This window comes from Clostridium mucosae (genome assembly GCF_024622765.1).
In the GTDB taxonomy this organism is placed as follows: Bacteria; Bacillota; Clostridia; order Clostridiales; family Clostridiaceae; genus Clostridium.
Genome location: NZ_JANKAF010000005.1, coordinates 1 through 19,456 on the forward strand (window position 1 = coordinate 1; position 19,456 = coordinate 19,456).

Annotated in this window: 14 protein-coding genes; 11 read left to right on the forward strand and 3 right to left on the reverse strand. The window is 26.6% G+C overall.

The window, feature by feature from the left end; all coding sequences use genetic code 11:
* The 6 genes from NSA50_RS07640 to NSA50_RS07665 all read left to right on the forward strand — a co-directional run.
* Positions 1–489: hypothetical protein (locus NSA50_RS07640; protein ID WP_257444213.1), on the forward strand; the 489-nt coding region annotated here is incomplete at its 5' end.
* Positions 490–803: 314 nt separating this feature from the next.
* Positions 804–4,061: an AAA domain-containing protein gene (locus tag NSA50_RS07645; protein ID WP_257444215.1), complete on the forward strand. Its 3,258-nt coding sequence runs from the start codon at positions 804–806 to the stop codon at positions 4,059–4,061.
* On the forward strand, positions 4,058–5,335 hold the full coding sequence (locus NSA50_RS07650; RefSeq protein ID WP_257444217.1) for a hypothetical protein: 1,278 nt from the start codon (positions 4,058–4,060) through the stop codon (positions 5,333–5,335). Before NSA50_RS07645 ends, NSA50_RS07650 begins: the two co-directional genes overlap by 4 nt.
* A 716-nt stretch (positions 5,336–6,051) precedes the next feature.
* Entirely contained in the window at positions 6,052–7,467 is a 1,416-nt protein-coding gene (locus tag NSA50_RS07655; protein ID WP_257444219.1) for an NAD(P)/FAD-dependent oxidoreductase, read from the forward strand.
* Positions 7,468–7,603: 136 nt separating this feature from the next.
* Positions 7,604–8,746, forward strand: coding sequence for a Card1-like endonuclease domain-containing protein (locus NSA50_RS07660; protein ID WP_195429670.1), 1,143 nt, complete (start codon positions 7,604–7,606; stop codon positions 8,744–8,746).
* Positions 8,747–8,846: 100 nt separating this feature from the next.
* Positions 8,847–10,211: a 6-phospho-beta-glucosidase gene (locus NSA50_RS07665; RefSeq protein WP_195263942.1), complete on the forward strand. Its 1,365-nt coding sequence runs from the start codon at positions 8,847–8,849 to the stop codon at positions 10,209–10,211.
* Positions 10,212–10,376: 165 nt separating this feature from the next.
* Here the strand turns inward: NSA50_RS07665 and NSA50_RS07670 are convergent, their stop codons facing one another.
* Complete coding sequence (locus tag NSA50_RS07670) at positions 10,377–11,180, reverse strand: MurR/RpiR family transcriptional regulator (protein WP_195263941.1); 804 nt, start codon at positions 11,178–11,180, stop codon at positions 10,377–10,379.
* Positions 11,181–11,301: 121 nt separating this feature from the next.
* Positions 11,302–12,189: a phosphatidylserine decarboxylase gene (locus NSA50_RS07675; RefSeq protein ID WP_257444222.1), complete on the reverse strand. Its 888-nt coding sequence runs from the start codon at positions 12,187–12,189 to the stop codon at positions 11,302–11,304.
* A 142-nt stretch (positions 12,190–12,331) separates the two neighbouring features.
* Here NSA50_RS07675 and NSA50_RS07680 point away from each other — a divergent pair, with 142 nt between their 5' ends.
* The 5 genes from NSA50_RS07680 (at position 12,332) to NSA50_RS07700 (ending at position 17,716) form a co-directional block, all read left to right on the forward strand.
* Complete coding sequence (locus tag NSA50_RS07680; protein WP_195263939.1) at positions 12,332–12,655, forward strand: DUF1622 domain-containing protein; 324 nt, start codon at positions 12,332–12,334, stop codon at positions 12,653–12,655.
* Positions 12,656–12,918: 263 nt separating this feature from the next.
* Positions 12,919–14,646, forward strand: coding sequence for a ferredoxin hydrogenase (locus NSA50_RS07685; protein WP_195263938.1), 1,728 nt, complete (start codon positions 12,919–12,921; stop codon positions 14,644–14,646).
* Positions 14,647–14,891: 245 nt separating this feature from the next.
* Positions 14,892–15,680, forward strand: a complete 789-nt coding sequence (locus NSA50_RS07690) for an HAD family hydrolase (RefSeq protein WP_257444225.1) — start codon at positions 14,892–14,894, stop codon at positions 15,678–15,680.
* A 219-nt stretch (positions 15,681–15,899) separates the two neighbouring features.
* Entirely contained in the window at positions 15,900–17,231 is a 1,332-nt protein-coding gene (locus NSA50_RS07695; protein WP_257444227.1) for an MATE family efflux transporter, read from the forward strand.
* 26 nt (positions 17,232–17,257) lie between these two features.
* A complete protein-coding gene (locus tag NSA50_RS07700; protein ID WP_257444229.1) occupies positions 17,258–17,716 on the forward strand; it encodes a GNAT family N-acetyltransferase in 459 nt (152 codons plus the stop codon).
* 46 nt (positions 17,717–17,762) lie between these two features.
* Here NSA50_RS07700 and NSA50_RS07705 read toward each other — a convergent pair whose 3' ends face one another.
* Entirely contained in the window at positions 17,763–19,373 is a 1,611-nt protein-coding gene (locus NSA50_RS07705) for an ABC-F family ATP-binding cassette domain-containing protein (RefSeq protein WP_195263934.1), read from the reverse strand.
* Between the last annotated feature and the right edge of the window lie 83 nt (positions 19,374–19,456).

Genomic DNA, 19,456 nt, shown 5'->3' on the forward strand with positions numbered 1-19,456 from the left:
AAATTAAAGTCAATGGATACTAAATATAATAAATTAGTTATTGAAAATAATAAAAATATTGAATTAGTAAAAGAGCTTACAGAAGAAAATAGAGAGTTGATTTTAAAAGTTTCAAGTAATAAAGAGAGTGAAAATATTAAATTAGCAGCTGAAAACTTTTTAAAAGGTATGTTTGAATATGATGATAAAACAGATAGAAGGGAAAGTATAAGAGCATATGCAACTAATGAATTTTATAATAAATACAATTTAAGTTCTACAGAAGCAAAAGTAAAGTATAAATCTACTTATGATAAAGCAGAGATATATGTAACTGATGTAGTAGAAGGAAAAGTATTAGCTAGGGTTTGGCATAGCTTTGAAATTAATAATACGAAAACAACAACACAAATATTATTGACCTTAGATTTAGTATGTGAAGGAGATAAATATTTAGTTGCTAACATGGAGATTCAAGGAACTATGAACGAAAAGGGTTTTTTTAATTAGTAAGTAGTTTATTGAATTTTATTAAATAAATTTTGGGCGTGAAAGGATTATTGATTGAAGAAAAGAGAGAAATAGGGTTTGTTAGTAAGGGAATATAATGATAGATAATAATTTTAAGTATATAGTAATAAAATAATATTTAATGTTAAAAAGACAGGAATAAAAGGTATTCTTTAATATATATAGGATACCTTTCTTTTTATATAAGAGTCTGTATTAATATTGCAAATAATTTTTAGTTTTTCTATAATGTAGATATATAAATTTCGTATTATTTAGAAATTTATTTAAGTTATGGTAATTGAGGTGATTAAATGATTAAAGAAAGAGAGTTTGAAGTAATTAGAAGATTAGATAGTAAAAAAAATGATATCAAAAGCTCAAGTGTTAACTTGATTAAGTATAGGGGAAATACTGAAATGATTGTAGTTAAATCGATTTCTAGAATTGATAAAAAAATTTATAATGACATATATATGAGAGAGTTAAATGCATTATATGGATTAAATAAGTGTGATAAAATTGTTAAAATTTTAGAGCATAAAACATATAAAAATAATGAAAATGGAGAAAGAGCAGGAGCTATATTTTTAGAGTATATAGAGGGGAAGAATTTATCTGAAATAAATCTTGAAGAGTTATCAATTAGAGATAAGTTTTCTATCATAAGTGAAATAATAGAAGCAATATCATTTTCTCATTCAAGAGGAATTATTCATAGAGATATTAATCCAAATCATATTATGATATATGATGAAAATAAAGTGAAATTATTAGATTTCGGATTATGTAAGATTAAAGAGCTTTTAAGTAAAGAAGAATTTAAAATCGAAAATAGAAGTATTTATTCTGCTCCTGAGGTAAAATTACATTTAGAAAATGCTACAGAACAAAGTGATTTATATTCATTAGGATGTATAATTTATTATTTGTTTACTGGAGAAAAACCAGTTAAGGCTAGTATTTTTTCAGATATAATAGATAAAACTTCAGGTATAGATAACACATTGAAGCCTATAATAAAAAAATTGACTTTTGAAAATATAGATAGTAGATATAAGACTATTTATGAAGTTGAAGATGATATTAGAAATTTACTTAATAAATTTTTGAAGAGATATAGACAAATCAATATAGAAATATCAAATGAAAATATTAAATATTTGAAAAGAAATAATTTATTAAATAAAAATATAAATAATAGAGAAATTAAATTTAAAATAGAACAAAATTTTGTGGATATATATGGGTTTAGAAATGGGGAGGAATACGAGTTTTTAGGAAATAATTATATCTTTATATGTATATTTGATGAATTATTGAATATTTTTAAAGTTAAAACTATAAAAAAAATAATGCCTATAGAAAGAGAGAAAAAGAAAAAGATATATAAGCTATTAAATGCTAATATTAAAATTGTAGATGGAAGAATTGCTCATCATGAAAGTAGAAATAATAGTTTGGAGATAAGAAATCAGATTGATGATTTTTATTTTTATTATATATCTAATAAAAATATTGATAAAGAATATAAAAAGAAATATGGAATTTGGAAAGATTTATTGGAATTAACTCGAAAGAATATAAAAAATAAGTATATAAGGTATGAATATGAAGATGTGATTTTAGAAAATGGAATATATACTTTTATTTTAAAAGCGGGTGTTATTCCTTTAGAAAAGTTTAATGAAGAACAATATTTTATATATGAAAAAATTGATAATAGAAAGAGTAACGTTAATAAGATAAGACAAAGAAATCTAGGGTATTATGAAACAGATTATATGGAAAATAATAGAGTTGTTTTAAAAATAAGAGCAACGGAAAGTTGGATTATTCCTAAGAAAGGAAAAATATGTTTAGATTATAGAAAAGAGTTAGCTAATGTTGAGAGGCAGCTAGATGCTATAGCCAATATAGAAAGAGAAAGATATTCATGTCATTTTAATTTGAAAGGTGTAATTTCAGGGGTTGAGAAAACAAAATCTAGAGAGTTTAGTAAAAATATAAAGTATGTAAATAAGTTTTTAGATTTCTCTCAAAGAACAGCAGTTAATAAAGCTTTAAATACATCAGATATAATGATGATACAAGGTCCACCAGGGACTGGCAAAAGTAATGTAATAGTTGAAATTATTTTACAAATATTAAAGAAAAATAAATTGAATTCTAATTTACCTAAAAAGAAAATATTATTAGTATCTCAATCTCATAAAGCTGTTGATAAAGTCTTGAAAGATTTTGTTTTAGATGAGTCAATAAGAAAATTTGTTGAAAGATTAGGATTGAAATATGAAATAATAAGATTAGGGAAAAATACAGATGATTTTGATCCGTTGATAAAAGATAAGTTTGGGTTAAAAGAGCTTAGAGAAAATTTATATAAAGATATTATAAAAACATGTAATGAAAAATTTATAGAATTGAGTTTAATGCTTAATATATCTGCTAATGAGATTAATGAATATTTTAATGAGTTAGAAAAAAATAAAATTTATGGAGTAAAGAAAAATGAAATAAATAATAATTTAATTTATAAGATAGGAAATTTAAATTTAAATGATAATCAAAAAAAAGCAATGAATATATTAAGAATACAGAAAAAGTGGATAGATAATTTAAAAAATAGTAGATTGTTAGAGATGTATTTAATTAAAAATGCATCTATAATATCGGGGACTTGTGTAGGCTTTTTATCAAAAGATATAAAAGAAATGGATTTTGATTATTTAATTATTGATGAAGTAGCAAAGTCTACTTTTCCAGAACTTGCTGTTTCTCTGACAAAAGGAGAAAAAATAATAATGGTTGGAGATCATAAACAATTGCCAGCTGTATTAGATAAAGATTTTATTGAAAAAAGTCAGTTTAATTATGAAAATTTTAAAATTAGTTTGTTTGAGGAATTACATGAAATGGTAGAAAAAGGGAATAAAGAGATTTTAACATGTCAATATAGAATGCATTCAACTATAGGAAATTTAATAAGTAAATTGTTTTATAACAATGATATAATTAATGGCTGTAATGATTTCGAAAGAGTTATTGATATTGAAGAATATAAAGATATATCAATAGAATGGATAGATACTTCTAAGTATTCGATAGATGAAAGAAAAGAAAAAGAAATTATTTATAATACTAAGACATATTTTAATAAACTTGAAGCTGATTTGATAAAGGATAAATTGAGATGGTTTGATAGTAAAAGTAATAGAAAGATAGAAATTGGTGTAATTACATCTTATAGAGGGCAAAAATATGAATTGCAAAATATTATTAAGCAACAAAAATATAAAAACATAGATGTTGAAATAGATACGGTAGATGCTTTTCAAGGAAGTCAAAAAGAGATTATTATTTACTCTACTGTAAAATCAAATAAAAAAAGAAAAAAGAGTATAGGATTTTTAGATGAAGAAGCTAGAATTAATGTTGCTTTTTCAAGGGCAAAATCATTATTAATGATAGTTGGAGATAAAGAATTTTTGAATGATGAAAAAATTCCTAAAAATAAATTTCCAGAGATTGTAAAATATATAGAAACAAATAGTAGGTGTAGAATAGTATGATAAAGATAATTAAAGATATAAAAAAAAATATTTCATTAAATACTGATAGACTTAATTTAAGGAAAAAAATTAAACTTTTTATACCTTATGAGGAAATATATATTGAATGTAGAGTTAAAAACAGTAGTGAGTTAAATTTGTTTTTTGAAGTAGTATTGGAATTAATAGAGAATGATGTATGTGTAATAGGAGAAATTAAAGAAATATTAGGTATAAGTATAGATTTAATGAATGAAATTATTATAGATATGTATAGAAATGAATTTATAGTTATAGTTGCAGGAGAGAAGTTAGAATTAACAGATAAAGGGATAAATGCATTAAGGAAGAAAGAAGTAATTGAATATGAAATTAAGATTTTAAATATATATATAAATTTAATAACAGGTGAAATAGTAAATAGAGAAAATATAGTGGAAGAAAATATATCTAAATATGATATATATTTAGCCGAGGAAATAAGGGTAGATAAAGAATTTTTAGAAATGAGACTGTTAGAGATTAATGATATTTACGAAAAGGATCAAAGAGATAATAAGGATAAAAATACACTTGAAGAAATAAAAGAAATTGATAAAATTATAGATATAAAAAATAGAAAAATATTATATGAGATAAAGGATTTAAACATTTATAGCAAAGATACTTATAATGATTTAGAGATAAAATTAAAAGACGATAAAAATGATAAGTTAATTAATAGCTTTTTAAAGCAAATTAAACTTGAGGTTCATCCGACTTTAGATAAATTTTTTGAATTAGATAGAGAGTTTATAAGATTAAATTCGGAGAAGGAATATGCAGATGATAAAGTATTGTTAGAAAATACAGAAAAACTAAAAAATTTTTTGAAGGGAGTTCCCAATATAATTAATAGCGATATAGATAAATTTTGTGTTAATAGATATCTTATTACAAATGATGAGTATATAAAGTATTTTCAATATTATAAGGATTTTGAGTTTGATGAAATATTGATAGAAACTAATAGAGTAGGAAGTTTTTTAACTCCTAATATATTAGAAAATATAAAAAAAATATCTAGGATAAAAAAAATAACTATAATTTATGATGAAGATGAATTTAATTCAAAGAATATGATAGAAAGATTTTTGGGAAAAGAAGTGAAAAATATAACACTTATTCATAGTAAAGATATAAAGAAAACTAAAATAAAGTTTTTGCCTAGTATAGAAATGGATATGGAGGAAATAATCGTGAAGATTTTTGGAGGCTATATTTCTTATAAAATAGGTAAAATAAAATATTATTAATAATGAGAAAAGGTGAAAGTAAAATTAACGATTTAAATAAAATAGAGTTATTTTGATTTTATTTAAAAATAAGAGTTTTATATGTTGGCAGATTTGTTGGCAAAAATAAAAAACTTAATTAAATTTAAGCAAACTTATTTAATTTATGAATATAGTAAAATAAATATGCAGAAGCTTGTTTGATTATTAAGAATTTTAAAAAAGCAATCAATGAAATAGCTACGAACCAGTTGGTCGGGGGTTCGAATCCTCTCCGCCGTACCAGAAAAGCCTTGTAAATAGCATATTTACAGGGTTTTTATTTTGCTTAAAATAAATTAAAATATGAATTTTGCCAAATGTTTTTGTCATTTAGAGCTTTTTATAAGCAAAAAAGAAGTGAGTTATTTAATATCCGCTTTATTATATAAATCATTTTTCTTTAGCATTTAGATAAATGTTATATGATTATATAGAGTAAAGAGTAGAATGAATTAGTTAAATAAGATTAATGTAGTTATTATAAAATTTAAAAAGTAACTACATTTTGTATAGTCAAGATTGTAGTTATCAGAAAAATAAGTGTAGTAACTACAATTTTTTATTTTTTTAAGAAAATTCTACTAAAAATATGAAAATTAAATATTAAAATTATAAAAAAACATTGATATTCCTATAAAATGACGTATAATTGTTTATGGATTTACAATAACGTTCGTAATATAAGGGGCTATCAAATGAATTTTATTAAAAATAAATATGATGTTGTAATTGTGGGTGCAGGACCTAGTGGTATATTTACTGCCTATGAGCTTTCAAAAATTAATCCAGAAAAGAAAATTTTAATTATTGAAAAGGGAAAATCTGTTTATAAAAGATATTGTCCAATACCAAAATTAAATAAATGTGTTAAGTGTAAGCCATATTGTAATATAACTACTGGATTTGCAGGAGCAGGAGCATTTTCTGATGCAAAGCTATCTTTATATGATAAAGATTCAGAAGAAGTTTTAGTTGGAGGAAATCTACCAGAAATAATTGGACATCAAAGTACAAAGGATTTAATTGATTATTGTGATGAGATATATTTAGAATTTGGGGGAGAAAAGAATATAGCGGGAATAGAGCATAAAGATGAAATAAAGAAGATAAAGGATAAAGCAAAAAAAGAAAATATAAATTTGGTGGATATTCCTATTAGACATTTAGGAACGGAAAAATCGAGAGAGCTTTATGGAAAATTAGAAGATTATTTATTGGAAAACGGTGTGCAAATAATATTTGGAACTATAGTTAAGGATATTATAATCGAAAATGGTGAGGCTAAAGGCGTGGTAACTGAAAATGGAGATTACTATGCTGATAAAGTAGTTATATCAGTTGGAAGAAATGGTGCTGATTTCTTATCTGCCTTATGCGATAAGCATAAGATAGATAAGGAAGTTGGAGTAGTAGACATTGGTGTAAGATTTGAAATGAAATCAGAAGGAGATATACAAAAGGTAAATGAACTCATGTATGAAGGTAAATTTATTGGAAATGTAGCTCCATTTAGAGATAAGGTTAGAACTTTCTGTCAAAATCCTGATGGATTTGTAGCAGCAGAAGTTTATGATAATGGTGTTTCATTAGCAAATGGGCACGCTTATAAGGAAAAGAAAAGTATAAATACAAACTTTGCAATACTTTCTTCACATAAATTTACTGAACCATTTAAAAAACCAATAGAATATGCAAATAAAGTTGCTGAGCTTACAAATCTACTATCCAATGGAGAAGTTGTTGTTCAAAGATTTGGAGATATATTAAATGGTAAGAGAACTTGGAAGGAAGAACTTGAAAATAATTCAGTAGAGGCAACATTAAAAACTGCAATGCCTGGAGACATAACATTGGGAATTCCATATAGAACAATGACTAATATAGTTAATTTTATATTAGAGATGGATAAAGTAGTAAAGGGATTTGCGAATCCTGATAATTTACTATATGGACCTGAAATAAAGTTTTACTCAAATTCTGTTAAACTTAATGAGAATTTAGAAACAAATATTAAAAATTTATATGCTATTGGAGATGGAGCTGGATTAACGAGAGGATTAATGATGGCATCATGTTCAGGAGTGCATTTAGCTAGACATTTATTTAGCTAACACAAAAGGAGAGGTTTCTTGATGAGCTCTCTCTTTTTGTATTGTAGGAATATAATATATATATGTTTATTTAGGATAAAATTATCCTCTTTGGATAAATTAGAAATATATAAATTAAAAAAGAAGGATTAGAGATATGAATGTAGATATATTAATAAACCAATTAGATGAGCATAATCAAGCAAATATATTAGCAACTAAAAAATTTAATCCAAAGGAAGTATTGTTTATATATGATAAAAATAACGAAATTCTAATGGATTCTGTAAAAAGGTATTATGAAAACTATATTCCAAATGTGAAATTTAATAAGGCAATTATCAATGAAGGCGAAATTGATAAATTAATTAAAATAATAAATGAAAATAAAAATAGAAATATATTAGTTAATTTAACCGGCGGTAGCAGAGTAAACTCTTTGGCATTATTGAATATAAGTAAAGATAATTTATTGAATTCAATATATGTAGATATAAAAAATAAATTTTTATATACATTTGGTAAGAGTATTGAAGTTATTAAGGAAGAATATGAAGATATGCAATTAGATAATCTTATCAAGGCATCTGGAGGAGAACTTTTAAATGATGCAAGTAGTCTTTGTGATAAAGAGGATTTAATTTATTTAACTAAAAAGATATATGAAAATTTAGGGCTATGGCATAAATATAAGCAAAAGTTATATGATTCAAATATTTTCATACATGATTATCAGGATGCTAAAAAGGTTACTATAAAAGCTGAATTTTTAGAACAAGAGGAAAAAAGCATATTAAATAAAATATTAAACAAGTTAGAGGAAATTAATGGAATAGATTATATTAAGGATTCTAATAATGAGATTCATGTTAATTTTAAAAATGAATATTTAAAATCATTTATATTTAAAAGTGGAACTTGGCTTGAGATGGCAACTAATATTATGATTAGTGAAATTAAAGAAATAGATGAAGTGAAAAGTGGAGTTATGTTCTTATGGAATGATAAGAGTAAAATTGTTAGAAATGAAGTAGATGTAGTTGCAGTAAAGGATTCAGTTCCTATTTGTATATCATGTAAGGATAGTGATAAATATAATGAAGATGCTCTAAATGAGCTAGATGTTTATAGTAAGCAAATTGGTGGAGAAAAGGTATATAAGATTTTAGTTGCAACAAAAGAACCTGTGAAAGCTGCAGTTAAAGAAAGAGCTAAAGAAATGGGGATAAATCTTATTATTTTCAATGGTAACGAAGAAAAGTTTAAAACTGAAATAAAAAATATAGTTATAAAAAATTAAAATTAAATTAGATTTTCAAATTTTGAAATTGTTTTCTGAAATGTGCAGATATAATTAAGATATAGAAAAAAGAATATTAAATGTTATGGGGGTTGGGCACATGGATAGAAAAGGCTTAAAGATAGTTACAATAGGTGGAGGATCAAGTTATACACCTGAATTAGTAGAGGGATTAATTAAGAGATATGACGAAATGCCTGTAAGTGATTATTGGCTAGTAGATATTGAAGAAGGTAAAGAAAAGTTAGAAATAGTTGGTGCACTAGCAAAGAGAATGGTAGAAAAAGCAGGAGTGCCAATGAATATTCATTTAACTTTAGATAGAAGAGAAGCTTTAAAAGATGCAGATTTTGTAACAACACAACTAAGAGTAGGGTTACTACCTGCAAGAGTTAAAGATGAAAGAATTCCACTAAGTCATGGATTTTTAGGACAAGAAACTAATGGGGCTGGTGGATTATTTAAAGCATTAAGAACGGTACCAGTAATATTAGATATAGCTAAGGATATAAGTGAATTATGTCCAGATGCATGGTTAATAAACTTTACAAATCCAGCTGGAATAGTTACTGAAGCTTTATTAAGATATGGAGTTCATAAAAAGGTAGTAGGAGTTTGTAATGTTCCTATTGGGTTACAATATTCATTTGCTGATATATTAGGTGTAAATAGTGATAGAGTAACAGTAGATTTTGCTGGATTAAACCATATGGTTTATGCAGAAAAAGTTTATTTAGATGGTAATGATGTTACAGCAGAAGTTATAAAAGAATTAACAGCACCTGATTCAAAGACACAAACAATGGCAAATATAAAGGGATTCGATTGGGATGTTGCAACAATGAAGGCATTTGGAGTAATTCCTTGTCCTTATCACAGATATTATTACAAAACAAGAGATATGATAAATAGTGAATTAGAAGAATTTAAAAAGGGAAAGACTAGAGCAGAAGTAGTAATGGAAGTAGAAAAGAAATTATTTGAAATGTATAAAGATGTTAATCTACAAGAAAAGCCAGAAGAATTAGCTAAACGTGGTGGAGCCCATTATTCAGATGTTGCATGTAACGTTATAAATGGAATATATAATGATAAAAATACTATAATTGCTGTTAATACTAGAAATAATGGAACTTTAAAGCAATTCGAAGATGAGTCAGCTGTAGAAGTAAGTTGTTATGTAGGAAAGAATGGTCCAGTCCCAGTAGAAACAGTTACTGACTTACCAATATTTGCACAAGGCTTAGTTGCACAAATAAAATCATTTGAAAGATTAGCAGCAGAAGCAGCTTATACAGGAGATTACAATACCGCATTATTAGCAATGGTAACTAATCCTTTAGTAGCTGATGATGTTAGAGGAAGAAAGTTATTAAATGAAATGTTATTAGCTCATAAAGATTATTTACCACAATTTAAAGATGTTATAGAAAAAATTGAAAAGGTAGAAAGAGCAGAGTTTTAATGCAATTTATAATGGACAATGCATAATGAATAATTAAGGAAATAACTCATCTTGATGAGTTATGTAATGAAAAAGGAACTCAATTTAAAAATTGAGTTCCTTTTTAGTTACTGAAGCTAGCCTGAAATAGATTTCCTTAAGCTTTTTACCTTTACTTTTTTACTATTAAATGTTTTTATACATGCTTCCGTATCTAACATAAATATATTCAATTAGATAGCTTAAGTCATATCTGTGACTTTGAACATATTCATTTGAATCATTTCTAGGTGGCAGATAAATTATATAATCACTTCTTTTTATATATTCAGGTTTATGTTGCTCGGTAATAACAACTACTGTAGTGGGACTTTTCTCTATCTTTTCCCAAAGTCTTTCATGATATAGAGTAAATCTACCAGTAGGAGAAATTAGAATTGCTAAGGAACTTTCATCCAAATCATCAGCTAATCTTTCCTGCTCTTGAACATCATTAGCATGATATATAAGTTTAGACAAATTAGCTAATTTACGCTGTAGGTCCTGAGCCATTAATTGTGAAAATTGTGTTCCGAATATACAAACATTATTACTATTAAAAATAAGTTCAACTACTCTATCAACAACCTTTAAATCTATAAATGATTTAAAGGTTTCTATTTCATTTATGATTTCTAAAGACATATTATTTAATATATCTTCTCTTGAAAGATCATAATACAATGCTTTAGGCTTCATAAGACCTTCATTATAATGACCTATATTTATTTTTATATTTTCTTTAAATTCTATCAAATTAGAATACCCTAATTTGTGACAAAACCTTGTAATAGCAGCTGGAGATGTAAAACAAAGATCAGCTAGCTTATTTATGGACATATCAGGAATAGAACGTATATTTCTAAGCATCGTTATTGCAATATTATAATTAATATCATTTTCTTTACTGCTATTTAAAAATAATAATAATCTATATATTAAATCCCCCATAAATACTTACTCCTATAATATATTTTATTTTATAAGAAATTTTACTTTAGTTACCTATTATAATTTATACCCTAATATTTACTTCGATAGTTCATAAGAAACTATTAAAAATACGAATATATTAGTTTCTTTTTCCTATTACTTCTCCCATTAATACTTTACATTCAAATCCAAGCTCTGTTTGATTTAGTATATCTTCATCAATTTTAACTGTATCCTTTTTAAATAGAAGAATTGTAGTTGAGCCACCAAATTTAAAATAGCCTTTTTCTTCACCTTTTAAAACCCTATTACCAGGAGTATATGTTTGGATTATTGTTCCAACACAAGTAGCGCCAACTTCAATATGAATAATATCGTTGAAGTTATCAGATTTAAATATGCTCCACTCCCTTTTGTTTTGACAATAAAGTTTAGGAATTCTTTCGAGAGCAACTGGATTAACAGAATAATAGTTACCATTTATGAAATTGCTTTGCATAGGGATTCCATTATCAATAAAATGGAATCTATGATAGTCTGTTGGACAAAGTCTTAAAACTAGACATACTCCGCCTTCATATTCTTTAGCAATATCATTATCTCCAATTAACTCAGATAAACTATAGTGAATTCCTTTAACTTGAACTAATTTATCAATAGAAATATTTTCATATGCAAATAATCTTCCATCTCCAGGAGAAATAAGAAGGTTATTATCAGATGCAATAGGTCTTGCATCTTTTTTTAATGATCTCACAAAGAAATCATTGAAATTATTAAAATCATCAATCGTACTTGAACTTATATTCATATCTATATCAAAATCTTTTATAAAATTAGATATTTTCTTCTTGCTTAATGAAGTATCGCAATAAGCTCCGTAAAGCTTTGAAAATAACTTTTTCTTAACTAAAAGCTCTGTTATGCTTTTTCCAACAGGGGAATCATAAGACCATTTTATATAATTTCCTCCTGCGACCTTTTCTACTTCATAATTGTTTGTTTTTCTATTATACACTTGTATCATATGGTACCTCAAATAAATATATTTTATAGTATTATATTAACATAAAAATGCAATAAAAATTCTAAATTTGTTTAAATTCACTTTACTTATTTTTTATTATAAAAGATAATTGGTAATAAAGACAAGTTTGGAGGGGATAGGTTTGATAGAGCATTTTGTTGAGTTGGTAACTCCATTTGCCATACATCTTTTAGAATCAATGGGAATATTGATAATAATAGTTGGTGCGGTTAAGGCTTTTTATAAATTTATACTAAATATAATCACTAGAAATAATTATCCTATAAAAGTAGAATTTGCGCAGTCATTAACACTTGCACTTGAATTTAAATTAGGGGCAGAAATATTAAAAACAGTAATTGTAAGGTCTTTAGATGAGATGTATATATTAGCGGCAATAATAATTTTAAGAGCTATACTAGCTTTTGTTATACATTGGGAAATGAAAGCAGATACGCATAGTTAAAAGTAGATACTAAACATTAATATCAAATAATATAAATTTAAGTATTTAATTTGTATTTTAATAAAAAGAACTAAAAGAATACACCTTTGGTTATAATTTTACATTGTCCATGTGCAATTTTTAGCGTAAAATCATAAGTGGGAAAGTTGAAGAAAACAATAATAATTAAAGGATAGTAATTATTGTAAATATGGTGTAAAATGAAATTGTTAATATTGTAACAAAAGAAATTTACTTACCATTCAATTATAGGGGGAATTATAATGAAAAACATAACTATTAATGGAAATAAAATTCTAGTGAGTGATGATAAAAACTTAATGAAAATAGCTAAAGAGAACGGAATAGATATTCCAGCTTTATGTTTTTTAGAGGATTGTAGCAATGTTGGACAATGTGGAGTATGTTTAGTTGAAGTTGAAGGACAAGAAGATTTAGTTAAAGCGTGTTGCCTTGTTCCAGAAGATGGAATGGTTATTAACACTAATACAGAAAGAGTTCAAGAAGAAGTTAAAAGTACAGTTTCATCATTATTAGATAAGCATGAATTCAAATGTGGACCATGCAAAAGAAGAGAAAACTGTGAATTTTTAAAATTAGTAATAAAAACTAAAGCAAGGGCTTCTAAGCCTTTTGTTGTTGCGGATAAATCTGAATATGTAGATGATAGAAGTAAATCAATAGTTTTAGATAGAACAAAGTGTGTTACATGTGGAAGATGTGTAGCTGCATGTAGAACAAAGACAGGAACTGAATCAATAAAGTTCATAGAAGTAGATGGACAAAAAATAGTTGGACCAGAAAATTTAAAGTGCTTTGATGATACTAATTGTTTATTATGTGGACAATGTGTAGCAGCATGTCCTGTAGATGCTTTATCAGAAAAATCTCATATGGATAGAGTAAAAGATGCATTAGCAGATGAGGAAAAGCATGTTATAGTAGCAATGGCACCATCAGTTAGAACTGCTATGGGAGAACTATTTAAGATGGGTTATGGGATAGATGTTACAGGTAAGGTATATACAGCTTTAAGACAGCTTGGATTTGATAAGATATTTGATATAAACTTTGGAGCAGATATGACAATAATGGAAGAAGCTACAGAGTTAATTCAAAGAATTAAAACTGGTGGGCCATTCCCTATGTTTACATCTTGTTGTCCTGCATGGGTTAGACAAGTTGAAAATTATTATCCAAACTTTATAGATCATTTATCTAGTGCTAAGTCACCACAACAAATATTTGGAACAGCTAGTAAAACTTATTACCCACAAGTTGTTGATATAGATCCAAAGAGAATATTTACAGTAACAATAATGCCTTGTACTGCTAAGAAATATGAAGCTGATAGACCTGAAATGGAAAATGACGGTATAAGAAATATAGATGCTGTAATAACAACAAGAGAATTAGCAAAGATGATTAAAGATGCAAAAATAGATTTTGCTAAACTTGAGGATAGTGAAGCAGATCCAGCAATGGGTGAATACACTGGAGCAGGTGCTATATTTGGAGCAACAGGTGGTGTTATGGAAGCTGCACTAAGAACAGCGAAAGACTTTGTTGAAGGTAAAGATTTAGAAAATATAGAATATGAGCAAGTAAGAGGCTTAGCTGGAATAAAAGAATCTACAGTTGAAATTGGTGGAGAAAATTATAATGTTGCAGTTATAAATGGAGCTTCAAGTCTATTTGATTTTATGAAGAGTGGAAAAATTAATGAGAAAAACTATCACTTTATAGAAGTAATGGCATGCCCAGGTGGATGTGTAAATGGTGGTGGACAACCTCATGTAAATGCTTCAGATAGATTAACTATGGATATCAGAAGCGTAAGAGCATCAGTATTATATAACCAAGATAAAAATGTATTAAAGAAGAGAAAATCACATGAAAATGGTGCTTTAAATAAAATGTATGAAACATTTATGGGGGAACCAGGACATGGAAAGGCTCACGAATTACTTCATATAAAATATAACAAATAAAATAAGTTAAAATAAAAAAGCAAAATAACATGATATCAGTGTTATTTTGCTTTTTATTTTAGATTTTCTTATATATAATTTGAAAATAATTATTTATATTTCACAAAGAATGGTGTAGTGAAAATAATTAATGTTAAGCATAATAAGAAAAATATAATTAAGTGCAAAATTTCATATCTTAAAAATTAAAATTAGTACTATATGTTATAATTTGAAAGTAGAAAATATTAGGGGAGTGTATATAGATGAAATACTTAGCTTGTGATTTAGATGGAACTTTAGTACAACATGATAATACTATTAAGGAAGAAGATATAAATGCTATATTAAAACTTAAAGAAGAGGGACATAAGTTCATAATATCAACTGGAAGAAGCCTAGAAGGAATACATAAAATATTTAATGAATATCCTGAAATAAAATATGATTATATAGTTGCATGCAATGGATCTATAATAATAGATAGTAATGATAATGTAATTTATGATAATTATATCGGTAATGAAGTTGCAGAAGAGGTATTTAGGGATTTTATAGGTGAGGAAGATATTTATGTTCATTTTGAACATGAAGGAAGTAATTATCTTATAGAACCAGAAGACTTTAGTGGAATAGAACATTTAATGGATTACTTCAAAGGTGTAATATCAAAGGAAGATGTATTTTCGGAAAAAAGAAATTACTCAATTATAAGCTTATTTGCAAAAAATATGAATATAAATAAAGCTGAAGAAGCAAAAGAATTATTAATAAAGAAATACGGACATGATTTAGAAGCTTTTAGAAATCAATACTTTGTTGATATAGCTCCTAAGGATTGTTCAAAAGGAAATGGACTAAAAAAATTATTAGAACTTAATAAATTAGATATAGAAAAGCTTTATGCAATTGGAGATTCATATAATGATTTATCTATGTTTAAATTAACTAAGAATAGCTTCACTTTTCATCACGTAGAAGAAGAATTAAAAGGTTATGCAAATAATCATGTTTCGAGCGTTAGTGAATGTATAGAAATGATGATTGAGAAATAGAATATTAGATAATACAAGGTATAATATTATAATTAAACTATTTTAGAATTTTTAAATATTGACAATAACAGTAAATTGTAATAATATTGTTTCAATTAAATAGTCTTGAGTAGTTATGTCGCTGGACATAATATTCGCATAGCAAGCATTAGGGATTCATGCCATTAGGCCTTTGGGTATGAACCACCTAATGCTTTTTTATTTATAGGGGGAAGAGTTATGAGAAAAGAATTAAGTAATGATATTTTAAAGGATTTTATAAAATATGTATCTTTCAATGTTATTAGTATGATAGGACTTTCATGTTATATATTAGCAGATACATTTTTTGTAGCAAATGGAGTAGGAAGCATTGGATTAACTGCATTAAACTTAGTTTTACCTGTATATAGTTTAGTTAGTGGAATTGGATTAATGATTGGAATGGGGGCAGCAACAAAATATTCTATTTATAGAGGTAGGAATAATGAGAAAAAAGCAAATAAAATTTTTACTCATGCAATTATTTTAGGCGTGTTGGTCGGATTAATTTTAACAGTTGTTGGGATACTCTTTTCATATGATATTGCTAGTATACTTGGAGCAGATGAGCTTGTTAATCCTTTAGCTGGAATGTATTTAAAAACAATCTTAATGTTTTCATGCGCGTTTATAATAAATAATATAGTAATATGCTTTGTAAGAAACGACGATAATCCAAATCTATCTATGATAGCAATGCTTCTAGGAAGTTTTAGTAATATAATTTTAGATTATATATTTATATTTCCTTTTAAACTTGGGATGTTTGGAGCTGCATTTGCAACAGGACTTGCTCCATTAATCAGTTTAATAGTGTTATCAATGCATTTTATTAAAAGGGCAAATAATTTTAAGTTTGTAAAATGCAAAATTAATATGGGTTATATAAAAAATATAGTTTCATTAGGAATTCCATCATTTATAACAGAGTTTTCGTCAGGAGTAATAATGCTAGTATTTAATTTTACAATTTTAAATATTGCTAATAATATAGGGGTAGCCGCTTATGGAATAATAGCGAATCTTGCTTTGATAGTAGTTGCAATATTTACTGGAATAGCACAAGGAATGCAACCTATAATAAGCAAGAATTATGGAGAAGGTAAAACTAAGAACATTAAAATTATATATAAGTATGCTTTAATTACAGCTACAGGTATTGGACTTCTTTGTTATCTATCAGGGATAGTATTTTCTGAGGAGATAATTAATATTTTTAACAAAGAGAGAAATCAAGAGTTGTTATCTATAGCAAATGAAGGTATTAAAATTTATTTTACTGCTTTCTTTATAATGGGATTAAATATTGTAACTACATCATTTTTTGCATCAATTAATGAAGCAAAAGAATCCTTTATAATTTCTATTATGAGAGGCTTAATTATAGTTACTCCATTGATATTATTATTACCGAGATTATTTGGAATAATAGGAGTTTGGATTACTATTCCCTTAGCAGAAGTTAGTACTTTATTAATTGGTATTGTGTTATATTTAAAATACGCACGAGGGTTTAAGGAAGAAAAATAAATATAGTATTAAGGGAGAGATTAGAGATGAATATAGAATTTAGAGAAATTGATAGAAGTAATTATAATGAATGTATAGAATTAAAAATTAGTGAAGAACAGAAAAGATTTGTTGCTTCCAATATGTATTCTTTAGTGCAAGCAGCATATGAGCCTAATTTATATCCATTAGGTATTTATAAAGATAATAATATTGTAGGCTTTATTTTATATGATTTTGATGATGAACTTAATGGATGGTCAATGAGCAGATTTATGATAGATATTAAGTATCAAAATAATGGAATAGGAAAAGTAGCAGTACAGAAATTTTTAGAGTTCTTTGTAGATAAATATGGACATCAGAATCTTTACACAAGTGCTGAGGTTGATAATGTTATCGCAATAGATTTATATGAAAAAAATGGATTTGAGAAGAAAGAAGTATTTGAATATGAATCTTCAGGAGTAAAATACAGAGAAATTAGAATGATAAATAATCTATAAAAAATAAGGAGCTGTTTTCAACAGCCCCTTATTTTTATATAAATCTTTATTTAGTCTTACCTGAGAACTCTAAGTATTCATCATATGTCATAGCTCTATCTACTATTGATCCATCTTCTTTAATATCTATTATTCTATTAGCAATAGTTTGAATAAATTGATGGTCATGAGAAGCAAACATTATAACACTCTTATAATCTTTAAGTCCGTTATTAACAGCAGTTATTGATTCAAGGTCTAAGTGGTTTGTAGGTTGATCTAGCATTAATACATTAGCATTTGTAAGCATCATTCTAGATAACATACATCTAACCTTTTCTCCCCCTGATAATACGCTAGCCTTCTTTAATGCTTCTTCGCCAGAGAATAACATTCTACCTAAGAATCCTCTTAAGTAAGATTCTGATTGTTCTTCAACAGTGTTACCTGAGTATTGTCTTAACCAATCTACAAGGCTTAAGTCACAGTTATCGAAGAATTCGTTGTTATCTTTAGGGAAGTAAGATTTTGTTATAGTAATTCCCCATTTAAATTCTCCACTATCTGGTTCCATTTCGCCATTTATTATTTTAAATAAAGTTGTTATAGCAATATCATTGTCTCCAATGAATGCTATTTTATCATCTTTATTAACTCTAAAGCTAACATTGTCTAAAACTTTAACTCCGTCAATAGTCTTAGTTAAGCCTTCAACTGTTAAAATTTCATTACCAACTTCTCTTTCAGGCTTAAATCCAACGAAAGGATATCTTCTGCTTGAAGGTTGAATATCATCTAAAGTTATTTTATCTAATAACTTCTTACGTGAAGTTGCTTGCTTAGACTTAGAAGCATTAGCACTAAATCTTGCAATAAAGTCTTGTAATTCTTTAATTTTTTCTTCCTTCTTCTTGTTTTGATCCTTAGCCATTTGTAATGCTAATTGGCTTGATTCATACCAGAAGTCATAGTTACCAACATATAATTTAATTTTGCCAAAATCAACATCTGCCATTACAGTACATACTGTATTTAAGAAGTGTCTATCGTGGGATACAACGATAACAGTTCCTTCGAATCTTAAAAGGAAGTCTTCTAACCAGTTAATTGATTGTATATCTAAGTGGTTTGTAGGCTCATCCAGAATTAGAATTCCAGGATTACCGAATAAGGCTTGAGCTAAAAGAACTTTAACTTTTTCTCCACCTACTAGCTCTGACATCTTTTTGTAGTGCATGTCAGTTCCGATTCCTAAGCCTTGAAGTAATGAAGAAGCATCTGATTCAGCTTCCCAACCGTTCATATCAGCAAATTCACCTTCTAATTCAGAAGCTCTTATACCATCTTCATCAGAAAAATCAGGTTTTGCATATAAAGCATCTTTTTCTTCCATTATTTCATATAATCTTTTATTTCCCATTATTACTGTTTGTAAAACTTCGAACTCATCATATGCATAATGATCTTGTTTTAAAACAGACATTCTTGTATTTGGAGCGATAGAAACATCACCAGTGTTTGGTTCAATTTCTCCAGAAAGTATTTTTAAGAATGTACTTTTACCAGCACCATTGGCACCGATAACACCATAACAGTTACCAGGAGTAAATTTTATATTTACATCTTCAAAAAGCTTACGTCCACCAAATCTTAAGCTTACGTTTGATACAGTTATCACTAAAAACCGACCTCATTTCTAATATTATTCATTTCGTTATTATATCATAAACTCAACATATTTTCATTTAATGCTCAAATAAT

Bases quoted from the DNA above. Each gene is read 5' to 3' on its own strand.
- NSA50_RS07645 (WP_257444215.1), top strand. From the start codon at position 804: ATGATTAAAGAAAGAGAGTTTGAAGTAATTAGAAGATTAGATAGTAAA.
- NSA50_RS07650 (WP_257444217.1), top strand. From the start codon at position 4,058: ATGATAAAGATAATTAAAGATATAAAAAAAAATATTTCATTAAATACT.
- NSA50_RS07655 (WP_257444219.1), top strand. From the start codon at position 6,052: ATGAATTTTATTAAAAATAAATATGATGTTGTAATTGTGGGTGCAGGA.
- NSA50_RS07660 (WP_195429670.1), top strand. From the start codon at position 7,604: ATGAATGTAGATATATTAATAAACCAATTAGATGAGCATAATCAAGCA.
- NSA50_RS07665 (WP_195263942.1), top strand. From the start codon at position 8,847: ATGGATAGAAAAGGCTTAAAGATAGTTACAATAGGTGGAGGATCAAGT.
- NSA50_RS07670 (WP_195263941.1), bottom strand. From the start codon at position 11,180: ATGGGGGATTTAATATATAGATTATTATTATTTTTAAATAGCAGTAAA.
- NSA50_RS07675 (WP_257444222.1), bottom strand. From the start codon at position 12,189: ATGATACAAGTGTATAATAGAAAAACAAACAATTATGAAGTAGAAAAG.
- NSA50_RS07685 (WP_195263938.1), top strand. From the start codon at position 12,919: ATGAAAAACATAACTATTAATGGAAATAAAATTCTAGTGAGTGATGAT.
- NSA50_RS07690 (WP_257444225.1), top strand. From the start codon at position 14,892: ATGAAATACTTAGCTTGTGATTTAGATGGAACTTTAGTACAACATGAT.
- NSA50_RS07695 (WP_257444227.1), top strand. From the start codon at position 15,900: ATGAGAAAAGAATTAAGTAATGATATTTTAAAGGATTTTATAAAATAT.
- NSA50_RS07700 (WP_257444229.1), top strand. From the start codon at position 17,258: ATGAATATAGAATTTAGAGAAATTGATAGAAGTAATTATAATGAATGT.